We start from the raw sequence: 12,820 nt of genomic DNA on the forward strand, positions 1-12,820 counted from the left end.
GTGCCGTTCATGACGCCTCCGAGCCCAGGTCGAACGCCGCCCGGGCCATCGCCGCGGTGGCGTCCACATCGGACATCAGCAGCGGCACCGAGCGCACCTCCACACCGGGCACCTCGGCGGTCTCGTCGCTGTGCACCAGCCAGCCGTCCAGGATCCCCTCGGCGTCGCCGCGCGCGCCGTAGTGGCGGCCGACGGCCTCCGCGGAGGTCTCCACGCCGATCGCGCTCAGGCACGCGTCGGCCATCCCGCGCAGCGGCTTGTCGCCGATGATCGGCGACAACCCGACCACGGCGGCCTCCGTCTCCCGCAGCGCCGAGCGGAAACCGGGCACCGCCAGCAGCGTTCCGATGCTCACCACCGGGTTCGACGGGGCCAGCAGCACCACGTCGGCCTGCGCGATCGCGTCCAGCACCTCGGGGGTCGGCTTCGCCTCGTCGGCGCCGACCGGCACGATCGCGCGCGCCTTCGGCTCGGCGCGGTAGCGCACCCACCACTCCTGGAAGTGCACCGCGCGGCTCTCGCCGGACTCCGGGTCGTCGATCGCCACGTGCGTCTCGACGCGGTCGTCGGTCACCGGCAGCAGCCGCACCCCCGGCCGCCAGCGGTCGCACAGCGCCTCGGTCACCGCCGACAGCGAGTAACCCGCCCGCAGCATCCGGGACCGCACCAGGTGGGTGGCGATGTCGCGGTCGCCCAGGCCGAACCAGGTCGGCTCGGCGCCGTAGGCCGCGAGCTCCTCCTTGACCGACCAGGTCTCGTCGACCCGGCCCCAGCCCTTCTCGGTGTCGATGCCGTCGGCGAGCGTGTACATGCAGGTGTCGAGGTCCGGGCAGACCCGCAACCCGTGCATCCACACGTCGTCGCCCACGTTGACCACCGCGGTGACCTCGTGCTCGGAACTCTCCGCCTCGCCGATCGCGGGCAGCCCGAGCGCTCTCTTGACCCCGAGCAGGAAACGGGCGCCACCGACGCCGCCGACCAGAACTACGACCTTCACACCACCGATCCTCGCACGCCCGCACGACGCGGCAGGTGTGAACCCGGACGCTCCCGGTCAGCGGACTCAGATGCCGCCGAAGACGCTCCGGAACAGGCTCTGGCCCAGCGAGGTCATCGCCGAGTCGCCGCCGACCAGGTCGAACACGAAGTAGGCGAGCTCGAAGAACCACCGGCCCACCATCGGCACGCCGATCAGCAGCACGAACAGCACCAGCGGCGCCCACGGGCGGGCCTTCTCGCCGAACCGGCGCGCGGGCGCGGACAACCACGGCTCGATCGCGCCGTACCCGTCGAGGCCGGGCACCGGCAGGATGTTCAGCACGAACGCGATCACCTGCAGGAACGCCAGGTACGACAGTCCCGCCGTGAGCCCGAGCGGCATCGGGACCAGCGCGACGACCGTCGTCAGGACCAGCCCCAGCACCAGGTTCGTCAGCGGTCCCGCGAGCGAGACCATCGACTCCACGCGACGTCCCCGCAGCGCCCCGTGGTTGATCCACACCGCGCCGCCGGGCAGCGGGATGCCGCCGATCGCAACGAAGATCAGCGGCAGGATGATGCTCAGCACTGGATCGGTGTAGCGGCGCGGGTCCAGCGTCAGGTAGCCCTTCGAGCGCACCGACCAGTCACCGCCCCGGTAGGCCGTCGCCGCGTGCCCGAACTCGTGCAGGCACAGCGACGCCGCCCAGCCGCCCAGGACCAGCAGGATGATCCCGCCGGTCAGGGCCGCGGTGTTGGTGAGCGTCGTCAGCACGCCGCCGAGAGCGGTGACCGCGACGATGCCGAGGAACAGCGGGCTGACCCGCACGGCGGAGGTAGTCACGACCCAAGTCTCCACGACTCGCCGCTGGCGTGTTGATCGGATTCAGCGCGCGCTGATCGTCGGCGGGTGATATTAATGATCTTGGCGCAGCGCGATGCGCCGTACGGAGCACAGGACCTGTGCCGAACGCGCTGGACCGATTGGCGCTGCCGGACCTGGGAATCCGAAGATCCGGATATCCCCCTACGGATGGTCCCGGCTTGACCGCAAGGAGCTACACGGGTGTAATCACAGCAGTGTCATTCGCTGCTGAAATCGAACGCCTCGCTGCGGCAGGTGGTCGCGGCGGCGGTCGGCCGGGTGCGGGAGAACCCGGCCGGGCACGAGGTCGACCGGCACTTCGTCGGCAGTGAGAGGGCGACGGGGTGAGCGGTCGGCGACGGCACCGCCGTCGATGCGTCCGGTCCCGCTGGCGGGACCGGAAACCTGCGAGCAGGAGTGCGTCCTGTTCCGGTCCTGGGGAGGACCGGTGGGATAACGGGGAGAAATCGGGGGAGTCATGTGGGAATCAGGAGATAGCCGTCTCGTGGAGCGCGGGGATGCCACCGCCACCGCCACGGTCGCGGAGTTCGACGCGCTCGCCGAGCTCTTCGAGATGGAAGAGGAACAGGAGTGGCAGGAGCGCGCGCTGTGCGCGCAAACCGATCCGGAGGCCTTCTTCCCGGAGAAGGGCGGATCCACGCGCGAAGCCAAGCGCATCTGCTCCGGCTGCGAAGTCCGTTCGGAATGCCTGGAATACGCGCTGCAGCACGACGAGCGCTTCGGCATCTGGGGCGGGCTCTCGGAACGCGAACGCCGCAAGCTCAAGCGCCGCGCGGTCTGACTGACTTCTTGCGCGGCGGTGCGAGCAGCGGAACCTCAGCGCTCCGCTGACTCCGGGCGCCGCTCCCGGTGCGTGCCATCGCGGCGTCCTCGGTCCCGAACAGGGATCAGGACATCGCACCCCCGCCGCCGGGTCTCTCGCGTGCATTACCGTTCGGGCCGTAGGGGTTCGGACGAGCGGGAGGACCAGCGCGGGTGGACGAGCCGTCGAAGTCGCGGTTGCGGGGCTTGAAACTGCTGCACCGCAACTCCTTTCAGCGAAGCGGTCGGACCGGTCAGCCGACACCGGCGCCACGTGAGTCCGGGCCGCCCGAGTCCGCGACACCCGAACCCGGGGACGCGCCGGAACCGCGCGCAGCCTCGCTCGGCTCGCGGGCCGCGGCCGCGCTGCGCTCACCGGGGACCGCGATGGTCGCCGTGCTGGTCGTTTTCGCGCTCGTGACCGCGCTCGTCACCGGTCGTCTCGGTGGTGCGCTGGCCGGCGGGCGGCTGCTGCCGACCGCGGATCTGGCCACCACCTGGGGTGACTACCTCAACGCCTGGCACGCCGTCGGCGGTGGGACCGGGGCGCCCGCGTCGCCGTCGCTGGCCGTGCTGGCGCTGCTCGGGTCCGTCCTGGGTGGACCGTCGGTGGTGGTCTCGGCGCTGCTGCTGTTCGGCGTCCCGCTCGCCGGGCTCAGCGCCTACCTCGCCACCCGCTCCCTGGCGACACCGCTGCGCCGCGCCCTGGTCGCCGGCGCCTACGCGCTGCTGCCCGCCGCCGCGATCTCCGCGGGCGAGGGGCGGCTCGACGTCGTCGTCGCGCACGTCCTCGTCCCGCCGCTGCTGGCCGGCATCACCGCGGTCATCCGCCGCTCCGACGGTCAGTGGCTCGGCACCGCCTGCCTCACCGCGCTCGGTCTCGCCGTCCTCGGCGCCTTCGCGCCGCTGGTGCACCTGTCGCTGATCGCGCTCGCGCTGCTCGCCCACGTCCTCGTCCCCGGCAACGGGCTGCGCGGACGCCGCAGGGCCGCCGGGCTCGTCGCGCTCGTCCTGCTGCCGGTCGCGTGCCTGCTGCCGTGGCCCTCGGTGCTGCTCGGGCACCCCGAGATCCTGGTGCACGGCCTCGGCGCCCGAGTCGTCGAGCAGCCCGCGTCCGTGCTGATGGCGGTGCTCAGCCCGGACGCCTCGCTCGCCGGGGTTCTCGGCGCGCTGCTGGTGCTGGCCGCGATCCTCGCGCTGGCGGTCTGCTTCGACGTCCGGATGCTCGCCGGCATCGGCGTCGCGCTGCTCGGCTGGCTGGTGGCGATCGTCGTCGGCACCGTGTCCGCCGAACCGCTCACCGGCGGCGTCGCGAGCCCCGGCTGGACCGGCGGACCGCTGGTGCTGGTCGCCGCGGGCTGCGCCTGGATCGTGCTGGTCGCCGAGGTCCCCCGGCTGAGCTGGAAGATCACCGCGCCGGTGCTGGCCGCGGGTCTGCTGGTGCTGGGCGCGGGCTCGGCGATCGGCACCGCCTCCGGCCCGCTGCGGATCCACCAGGCCGAGCCCGAGACCGGAACCCGGCTGGTGCTGGAGCCCGGACCGCAACCCGCCCGCCTGATCACCGGCGACGGCCCGCGCTTCGGCGACGACGACCTCGCCCCGGCGGGCACCGCCGCCGACTGGCTGCGCCAGGTCGACGAGGACCTGCTCAGCGACGACAGCGCGCGGGTGCGCCGGGCGCTGGCCGCGGTCGCGGCCAGGGGTGCGGAGCACGTGATCGTCCCGGCCGGCTCGCGGCTGGCCGAGCTCGCCCACGACATGGTCGTCGACGACGGCGCGCTCACCGGCCCCACCCGCGAGCTGCGGCTGCTGATCCCGGCGACGCCGGTCAAGCTCGTCGGCCCCGACCTCGCCCGGCAGGCCCAGACCGAACCCGGCCCGGCGCCCGAGGCCCGCCCGCTGCCGGTCGACGCCCAGCTGCCCTCGTTCACCGTGCGGATCTCCGAGGGCGGCACCGGGCGCGCGCTGGTGCTCGGCGCGGAGAACGAGCCCGGCTGGTACGCCGCGGTCAACGGCAAGCGCCTCCCGCTGGCCACCGCCTGGGGCCACCAGGTCGCGGTGCCGCTGCCCGAGCAGGCCGCGGAGGTCCAGGTCGGCTACACCGAGCTGCCCCGCACCACGCTGCTGGTGGTCCAGGCCGCGGTCGTCCTGTTCACGATCATCGCCGCCATCCCGGGCCGCCGACGCCGAGCGCTCACTGGCCTTCGATGACGTCCGGGTCCAGGCCGAGGTAGGTGGCGACCTGCTCGACGAGGACGTCGTGGAGCAGGTCTGCCATGTCCGTGCCGTCGCGGGCGCGGGCCTCCAGCGGCCTGCGGTAGAGCACGATGCGCGCGCGGGTGGGCAGGCCGCGCCTGTCCACCCCGGCCGGGACGAGCCGGGCCAGCGGGACGTTGGCGTCGACCACGACGTCGTCGTCCCAGGCCACCTTCTCCGGAGCCGTGTCGCTGATCTCCGGCACCTCGTCGACGGCGACGTCGAGCTGGGTCAGTTCGGCGTGCCAGCGCTGCTCGATCGGTTCCAGCGCCTCCAGCACCAGCGCGTCGAAGCGTTGCGAGCGGCTGCGCGAGACCGGGACCGACGAGGGGTACAGCGGTCCGCGCAGGCCACGACCGCGCCGATCCCGCCGGAAGCGGGTTCGACGCCGAGATCCACGTGCGGTCACCACGGGCTGAGGGTACGCCCTCGGCGTGCCCGGCCGGGACAGCCGCCGCGGGGATTTCAGGTGGTGATCGAGTGCATCTGTTCGCCGGAAGCGGACACCCGATCGAGTCGGCTGGAGGCAGGGTGGAAACTGGTGTTCGGCGTGGCTCGTGAAAGAGATTCCGCGTGCCTGCGCCGCGAGGTGGACAGGAGGCGCTATCGTGCGTGTCGTGCGGAGCGTGAGGCGGTGCTCGCGGACCGGGTGTGTCAACCCGGCCGTCGCCACGCTCACTTATGCCTATGCGGACTCGACCGCGGTCGTGGGCCCGCTCGCCACCTACGCCGAACCGCACAGCTACGACCTGTGCGAGGCGCACGCGCTGCGCCTGACCGTCCCCAACGGCTGGGAGGTCGTCCGGCACGAAGGCGAGTTCGCGCCGCCGACCCCGTCGGACGACGACCTGACCGCGCTCGCCGAGGCGGTGCGCGAAGCGGGCAGACCGGACAGGCCGGTGGAGCCGCAGGTCAGCGCTCCGGGACCCGGCCGTCGGGGGCATCTGCGGGCGCTGCCCGACCCCGTCGACGAGTGAACAGATCGTGACGAACAGCTCTGGTCAAACCGGATGCTGCCACCGACCCGCCGATCGCCGGTAGGCTGCCAACCACGTTGGTCGGGAACGGGGAGGATGCAGCGTGCGGGACCTGTCGGGGATCGTCAAGGCTTACGACATCCGCGGGGTGGTCGGCGACGGGTTGGACGCCGACGTGGTGCGGGAGATCGGAGCGGCGTTCACCAGACTGGTCGGTGGGCCGGCCGTGGTGATCGGTCACGACATGCGCGACTCCTCGCCGGGGCTGGCGCAGGCGTTCGCCGAGGGCGTCACCGGTCAGGGCGTCGACGTCATCAACATCGGGCTGGCCAGCACCGACATGCTCTACTTCGCCTCCGGCAAGCTGGAGCTGCCGGGAGCGATGTTCACCGCCAGCCACAACCCCGCGAAGTACAACGGCATCAAGCTCTGCCGCGCCGGTGCCGCGCCGGTCGGGCAGGACAGCGGCCTGTCGGAGATCCAGGAGCTCGTCGCCCACGGCGTGCCCGAGTTCCTCGGCGCGAAGGGCTCGACCAGCGAGCGCGGCATGGTCGCCGACTACTCGGCCTACCTGCTCGACCTGGTCCAGCTGCGCGACATCCGCTCGCTCAAGATCGTCGTCGACGCGGGCAACGGCATGGGCGGGCACACCGTGCCCACCGTGTTCGCCGACCTGCCGGTCGAACTCGTGCCGATGTACTTCGAGCTCGACGGCTCGTTCCCGAACCACGAGGCCAACCCGCTGGACCCGGCCAACATCGTCGACCTGCAGGCGAAGGTCCGCGAGGTCGGCGCCGACGCGGGCCTGGCCTTCGACGGCGACGCCGACCGCTGCTTCGTCGTCGACGAGCGCGCCGAGCCGGTCACCCCCAGCGCGATCACCGCGCTGGTCGCCTCCCGCGAGCTGGCCAAGGAACCCGGCGGGACGATCATCCACAACCTGATCACCTCCAAGGTCGTGCCCGAGATCGTCACCGAGCTCGGCGGCAAGCCCGTGCGCACCCGCGTCGGTCACTCGTTCATCAAGCAGACGATGGCCGAGACCGGGGCGATCTTCGGCGGGGAGCACTCCGCGCACTACTACTTCCGCGACTTCTGGCGCGCCGACTCCGGGATGCTGGCCGCGCTGCACGTGCTGGCCGCCCTCGGCGAGCAGGACAAGCCGCTGTCCGAGCTCATGGCCGACTACTCCCGCTACGCCGCCAGCGGTGAGATCAACTCCACCGTCGACGACCAGCAGGGCCGGATGCGGGCCGTCGCCGAGACCTTCGGTGACCGGAATGGCGCTTCTGTCGACGAGCTCGACGGGCTTACCGTGGAGCTGTCGGACGGATCGTGGTTCAACCTGCGCCCGTCCAACACCGAACCGCTGCTCCGGCTCAACGTCGAGGCGAGGGACACTGAGGCCATGACCGCGCTGCGCGACGAGGTGCTCGCGGTCATCCGCGGATGACCGCCGGTCCTGACACGAGTGACACTCGCCGAAGCGCGCGAGTTTGGGGAGGAAGACGTGGCCGTTGACCTGGAAGCGCAGTTGCTGGAGATCCTGGCCTGCCCGTGCGAGCAGCACGGGTCGCTGCGACCCGGCCTGGCCGACGACGCGCAGGCCGACTACCTGACCTGCACCTCCTGCGGCCGCGGCTACCCGGTGCGCGACGGCATCCCCGTGCTGCTGCTGGACGAGGCCGTCGGGGGCGGATCTCCCGGCGGCGCCGAGAAGAGGTGAGGCGCCGGTGCTGGACGACACCCTCCTCGACGACCCGGCCAGGCTGGCCGACACCGACTCCGGCGGTCTGCTGAGGCTGGCTGCGCTCTCCGGCGCGCAGGTGCGCGCCACCGCCGAGACCGCGGCCGAGATCGGCCTCGACGACCTGGCCGACGACCGCCCCCGCGCGGTCGTGCTGCTGACCAGGCCCGGCGTCGCGGTGAGCGTGGCGCGGCTGCTGGTCGCGCTGACCGGACCGCGCTGCCCGGTCCCGGTCGTGGTCGCCGACGAGCTGCCGTCCTGGGTCGGCGCGCTCGACGTCGTGTTCGCCCACACCGACGACGTCGGTGATGTCACCCTCGCCGAGTCCGTGGCCACCGCCTGCCGCCGGGGCGCCAGCGTCGTGCTCGCAGCTCCCTCCGACGGTCCCGTGGCCGCCGCCGGCGCCGGGCGGGCGAAGGTCCTGGTCCCGAGGGTTCCGGTGCCGCCCGCGCTCGCGTTCGCCTACGTCTTCGCCGCAGGCATCACCACCTTCCGGGCCCTCGGCCTGCTGGACTTCGACGTCGAGGAGCTCGCCGACGAGCTCGACAAGGAAGCCGAGCGCGCCCACCCCGGCCACGAGTCGCTGAGCAACCCCGCCAAATCGCTGGCGCTGCGGATGGCCGAGCACACCCCGCTGCTGTGGGGCCTGGGCCCGGTCGCCGCCGCCGTGGCCGGACACGCCGCGTTCGCGCTCGGCGCGCACGCGGGCGTCCCCGGCCACGTCGCCGAGTACCGGCAGGCCGTCGCGCAGCGCGGGCTGCACCGCGCCGCGGCCTCCGTCGGGTCCGAGGCGGACATCTTCGCCGACCCCGACGACGAGACCGGGGCGGCGCTGCGGGTCCTGCTGATCAGCACGCGTCACGACGAGCAGGGGGAGGTGGGGGAACGGTCCGCCCTGCGGGACCTGCCCGGTGCCGACGTGGTCGCGCCGGGCGACTCGGTGCGCGCCGACCCGCTGCTGCGCGCCGCGGTCCTGGCCGCCCGCTTCGACCTGGCCGCCGTCTACCTGGGCCTGGCCGCGGGCACGCTCAACGGCCCGGGCTGGCCCGCACTGGCCATGAGCTGAGGCGCGGGCCCGGCACCGAAAATCCGGGAAGCCCCCGATACCGCGCGCTGCGCGGACGGGGTGTGCTGGCCGGACGAGCAAGCGCGAGAACGAGGAAGCGAGAACGACTGTGGAGCTACTGCGCAACGCGGTGCGCCCCTACGCGTGGGGTTCGCGCACCGCAATCGCGGATCTGCTCGGTCGGCCCGTCCCCACACCGCACCCGGAAGCAGAGCTGTGGATGGGCGCTCACCCCGGCGACCCGTCGCGGGTCCTGCGCCCAGGCGGGGACGAGGTTTCGCTGCTGTCGCTGCTGGACTCCGAACCCGCCCACCACCTCGGCGACGAGTGCGTGCGCCGCTGGGGCGGCAGGCTGCCGTTCCTGATGAAGGTGCTGGCCGCCGACGAGCCGCTGAGCCTGCAGGCGCACCCCTCCGCCGAGCAGGCCGCCGAGGGCTTCGCCCGCGAGGAGAGCTCGGGCATCGCGCGCAACGCCGCCGACCGCAACTACCCGGACCCCACCGCCAAGCCCGAGCTGATCTGCGCGCTCACCGAGTTCCACGCCCTGGCCGGGTTCCGCGAGGCGCAGCGCACGGTCCGGTTGCTGGACGCGCTGGACGTGCCGAGCCTGCGCGCCCACCGCGAGCTGCTCGCCGCCCAGCCCGACGCCGACGGGCTGCGGGCGCTGTTCACGACCTGGATCACGCTGCCCGAGCACTACCTGCGCGACGTGCTGCCGGAGCTGCTGGAAGCCTGCATCGCGCACGTCAAGGAGCGCGGCGAGTTCGCCCTGGAGTGCCGCACGGTGCTGGAGCTGGGCGAGGCCTACCCGCACGACGCGGGCGTGCTGGCGAGCCTGCTGCTCAACCGGCTGGTGCTGCAGCCCGGCGAGGCGATCTTCCTCCCCGCGGGCAACCTGCACGCGTACCTGCACGGCACCGGCATCGAGATCCTCGCCAACTCCGACAACATCCTGCGCTGCGGGCTGACCCCGAAGCACGTGGACGTGCCGGAGCTGCTGAAGGTGCTGGACTTCGCCTGCGGCGACATGCGGGTCCTCAAGGGCGAGTCGCTCGACGCCAACCTCACCGCCTACCGCACCCCGGCCGCCGAGTTCGAGCTGTCCAGGCTGGACTGGACGCCCGCCGAGTCCGGCACCGTCCACCTGGACTCGCCGGGCCCGCAGATCCTGCTGTGCACCAAGGGAAGCGTCCGGTTGACCAGCGGTCACCGCGAGAACGGGTCGCTGCCGCGGGAACTGGTGCTGCAGCGCGGCCACTCGGTGTGGTTGGCCGCCAGCGACCCGGCGGTCGAAGTCCGCCCGGCCGAGCTGGACCCCGACGGGCAGGCCCAGGTGTTCCGGGCGGCCGCCGGCTCGTTCTGAGAGCGATCTCAAGTCGGCGATCTTCCCGGTCGTCCCATTCCTCCCCTGCGCACCCGGTACATTCCTCCCGTCATCGCAGCCGGAGGACCTGGAGGAGATCGTGTCAGCAGGGGGCGGGACCAAGGCCATCTTGGCCGCGTTGGCCGCGAACGCGGGAATCGCGGTGGCCAAGTTCGGCGGATTCCTGTTCACCGGTTCGTCGTCGATGCTGGCGGAATCGGTGCACTCACTGGCCGACACCTCCAACCAGGGGTTGCTGCTGCTCGGCCAGAAGACCTCGCAGCGCAAGGCCGACGAGGAACATCCCTTCGGCTACGGCCGCGACCGGTACTTCTACTCGTTCGTCGTCGCGCTGATGCTGTTCACGCTGGGCTCGGTGTTCGCGCTCTACGAGGGCATCCACAAGATCGAGCACCCCGAGCCGCTGCAGTCGGCGTGGGTGGCGGTGCTGATCCTGGTCATCGCGATCGCCCTGGAGACCTACAGCTTCCGGACCGCCATCAAGGAATCGCGCGAGATCAAGGGGAAGCTGACCTGGTGGCAGTTCATCCGCCAGGCCAAGACGCCGGAGCTGCCGGTGGTGCTGCTGGAGGACTTCGGCGCGCTGATCGGCCTGGTGCTCGCGCTCGGCGGCGTCGGGCTGACCGTGCTCACCGGCAACCCGGTCTTCGACGGCATCGGCACCGTGTGCATCGGCGTGCTGCTGGGCGTGATCGCGGTGGTGCTGATCGTGGAGACCAAGAGCCTGCTCATCGGTGAGGGCGCGAGCCGCGAGGTGCTCGACGACATCATCCGGCAGATCGAGTCCGAGCGGGTGGAGCGCGTCATCCACATCCGCACCCAGTACCTGGGCCCGGAGGAGCTGCTGGTCGCCGCGAAGATCGGCCTGGCCCCGTCGCTCTCGGTTGCGGATGTCGCCGCCGAGATCGATGGTGCAGAGCAGCGGATTCGAGCGAAGGTTCCGGCAGCGCGCCTGATCTACCTGGAACCGGATCTCGACCGTGGCCGCATGACCACGGCCTGACACAAGACAACGTCTTGTCATCACAACGGGTTAACGAAAGCTAGGGCGAATACTAGTCGGTCGTTACCCGGAGCGACATGCGCGAGTTAGGGTGCGTGCACCCACGACACTTGGGACTTGATGGAGGAGGCGACAGTGCCAGGCACTGGGCTGTGGCGTACCAAGTCGGTAGAGCAATCCATTCTCGACACCGACGAGCCGGACACCAAACTACGCAAAAATCTGGGCACCTGGGATCTGATCGTCTTCGGCGTATCAGTCGTCATCGGTGCCGGTATCTTCACGCTCGCGGCACGTACGGCGGGTGACGTCTCCGGGCCCTCGGTGTCGTTGGCCTTCGTGCTCTCCGCGATCGCCTGCGGCCTCGCCGCGCTGTGCTACGCCGAGTTCGCCTCGACGGTGCCGGTCGCCGGCAGCGCCTACACGTACTCCTACGCCACCTTCGGCGAGTTCATCGCCTGGATCATCGGCTGGGACCTGATCCTGGAGTTCGCGGTCGCCGCGGCGGCCGTCTCCAAGGGCTGGTCGGTGTACCTGCAGGAGGTCCTCGCGCTCATCGGGCTGAACGTGCCCACCGTGTTCGAGTTCGGGGCGCTCCAGTTCGACTGGGGCGCACTGCTGCTGGTGGCCGTGCTGTCCACGCTGCTGGCGGTCGGCACGAAGCTGTCCGCCCGGGTGTCGCTGGTCATCACCATCATCAAGGTCGCCGTCGTGCTGCTGGTGATCGTGGTCGGCCTCGCCTACATCAACGCCGCGAACTACACGCCGTTCATCCCGCCGGCGCAGGCCGCGACGGAGGACAGCCCTGCGATCGAGCAGTCGCTGCTGTCGCTGATCCTCGGCGGCGAGACCAGCAACTACGGCCTGTTCGGCCTGCTGGCCGGTGCGTCGCTGGTGTTCTTCGCGTTCATCGGGTTCGACATCGTCGCGACCACCGCGGAGGAGACCAAGAACCCGCAGAAGAGCGCCCCGCGCGGCATCATCGGCAGCCTGGTCATCGTGACCGTGCTCTACGTCGCGGTCGCGCTGGTCGTCACCGGCATGGTGCCCTACACCGACCTGGCCACCGCCGAGGACGGCACCCGCTCCACGCTGGCCACCGCCTTCGCGATCCACGGCGTGACCTGGGCGGCGGCGATCATCTCGGTCGGTGCGCTGGCCGGTCTGACCACGGTGGTCATGGTGCTGCTGCTGGGCCAGACCCGCGTGCTGTTCGCGATGTCGCGCGACGGTCTGATGCCCGGTGCCCTGGCCAAGACCTCCAGCAAGGGCACTCCGGCCCGCGCCACCATCCTGGTCGGCATCGTGGTCGTGCTGGCCGCGGCCTTCTTCCCGGCGGACAAGCTGGAGGAGATGGTCAACGTCGGCACGCTGTTCGCGTTCGTGCTGGTGTCGCTGGGTGTGATCGTCCTGCGGCGGACCCGTCCGGACCTGCCGCGTGGCTTCAAGGCCCCGCTGGTCCCGCTGGTGCCGATCCTGGCGATCATCGCCTGCCTGTGGCTGATGCTGAACCTGACGGCGCTGACCTGGATCCGGTTCGTGGTCTGGATGATCGCCGGTGTGGTGATCTACTTCCTGTACGGCCGGTCGCACTCGCGCCTGGGCAAGCAGGGCGACGTCGCCAACGGCGGCCAGGTCACCGGCTAGCCCGCACCACGCAGAAGCGGCGCCGTCCCCACCCGGGGACGGCGCCGCTTTTCGTTGTCCTCCCGGAGGGCCCGA

General features: G+C 71.5%; 12 protein-coding genes. 9 read left to right on the forward strand and 3 right to left on the reverse strand.

Going from position 1 to position 12,820, the window contains the following annotated elements:
* Nucleotides 1-7 precede the first annotated feature (7 nt).
* Nucleotides 8-997, reverse strand: coding sequence for a 2-phospho-L-lactate transferase (cofD, locus tag REH65_RS21295; protein ID WP_281458386.1), 990 nt, complete (start codon nucleotides 995-997; stop codon nucleotides 8-10).
* Nucleotides 998-1,063: 66 nt separating this feature from the next.
* Nucleotides 1,064-1,822 carry a site-2 protease family protein gene (locus REH65_RS21300; RefSeq protein WP_406688814.1) on the reverse strand — a complete coding sequence of 253 codons (759 nt, stop codon included), beginning with the start codon at nucleotides 1,820-1,822 and terminating at the stop codon, nucleotides 1,064-1,066.
* A 595-nt stretch (nucleotides 1,823-2,417) separates the two neighbouring features.
* Here REH65_RS21300 and REH65_RS21305 point away from each other — a divergent pair.
* Together REH65_RS21305 and REH65_RS21310 are read left to right on the forward strand one after the other, a co-directional pair.
* Entirely contained in the window at nucleotides 2,418-2,645 is a 228-nt protein-coding gene (locus REH65_RS21305; protein ID WP_093414649.1) for a WhiB family transcriptional regulator, read from the forward strand.
* Between the two features lie 194 nt (nucleotides 2,646-2,839).
* Entirely contained in the window at nucleotides 2,840-4,876 is a 2,037-nt protein-coding gene (locus REH65_RS21310; protein ID WP_406688815.1) for a hypothetical protein, read from the forward strand.
* Here REH65_RS21310 and REH65_RS21315 read toward each other — a convergent pair.
* Nucleotides 4,860-5,333 carry a metallopeptidase family protein gene (locus REH65_RS21315; RefSeq protein ID WP_281458383.1) on the reverse strand — a complete coding sequence of 158 codons (474 nt, stop codon included), beginning with the start codon at nucleotides 5,331-5,333 and terminating at the stop codon, nucleotides 4,860-4,862. The genes REH65_RS21310 and REH65_RS21315 overlap by 17 nt on opposite strands.
* 205 nt (nucleotides 5,334-5,538) lie before the next feature.
* Here REH65_RS21315 and REH65_RS21320 point away from each other — a divergent pair, with 205 nt between their 5' ends.
* The 7 genes from REH65_RS21320 to REH65_RS21350 all read left to right on the forward strand — a co-directional run bounded on the left by REH65_RS21320 (nucleotide 5,539) and on the right by REH65_RS21350 (nucleotide 12,745).
* Nucleotides 5,539-5,898, forward strand: coding sequence for a DUF3499 domain-containing protein (locus REH65_RS21320; protein ID WP_093414646.1), 360 nt, complete (start codon nucleotides 5,539-5,541; stop codon nucleotides 5,896-5,898).
* A 103-nt stretch (nucleotides 5,899-6,001) separates the two neighbouring features.
* Nucleotides 6,002-7,351, forward strand: a complete 1,350-nt coding sequence (locus tag REH65_RS21325; RefSeq protein WP_406688816.1) for a phosphomannomutase/phosphoglucomutase — start codon at nucleotides 6,002-6,004, stop codon at nucleotides 7,349-7,351.
* A 57-nt stretch (nucleotides 7,352-7,408) separates the two neighbouring features.
* Nucleotides 7,409-7,624 carry a Trm112 family protein gene (locus REH65_RS21330; RefSeq protein ID WP_281458381.1) on the forward strand — a complete coding sequence of 72 codons (216 nt, stop codon included), beginning with the start codon at nucleotides 7,409-7,411 and terminating at the stop codon, nucleotides 7,622-7,624.
* 7 nt (nucleotides 7,625-7,631) lie between these two features.
* On the forward strand, nucleotides 7,632-8,711 hold the full coding sequence (locus REH65_RS21335; protein WP_281458380.1) for an SIS domain-containing protein: 1,080 nt from the start codon (nucleotides 7,632-7,634) through the stop codon (nucleotides 8,709-8,711).
* Nucleotides 8,712-8,820: 109 nt separating this feature from the next.
* The gene (gene manA, locus REH65_RS21340) at nucleotides 8,821-10,074 is read left to right on the forward strand and encodes a mannose-6-phosphate isomerase, class I (protein WP_281458379.1); all 1,254 of its coding nucleotides are present in this window, start codon (nucleotides 8,821-8,823) and stop codon (nucleotides 10,072-10,074) included.
* A 100-nt stretch (nucleotides 10,075-10,174) separates the two neighbouring features.
* Entirely contained in the window at nucleotides 10,175-11,098 is a 924-nt protein-coding gene (locus REH65_RS21345; RefSeq protein ID WP_406688817.1) for a cation diffusion facilitator family transporter, read from the forward strand.
* Nucleotides 11,099-11,233: 135 nt separating this feature from the next.
* Nucleotides 11,234-12,745 (forward strand): amino acid permease, encoded by a 1,512-nt coding sequence (locus REH65_RS21350; RefSeq protein ID WP_406688818.1) that lies wholly within the window; start codon nucleotides 11,234-11,236, stop codon nucleotides 12,743-12,745.
* The last annotated feature ends 75 nt before the right edge of the window (nucleotides 12,746-12,820 follow it).

Source organism: Saccharopolyspora sp. ID03-671, from assembly GCF_045278815.1.
GTDB classification, from domain to species: Bacteria; Actinomycetota; Actinomycetes; order Mycobacteriales; family Pseudonocardiaceae; genus Saccharopolyspora; species Saccharopolyspora ipomoeae.

Bases quoted from the DNA above. Each gene is read 5' to 3' on its own strand.
- REH65_RS21305 (WP_093414649.1), top strand. From the start codon at position 2,418: ATGGAAGAGGAACAGGAGTGGCAGGAGCGCGCGCTGTGCGCGCAAACC.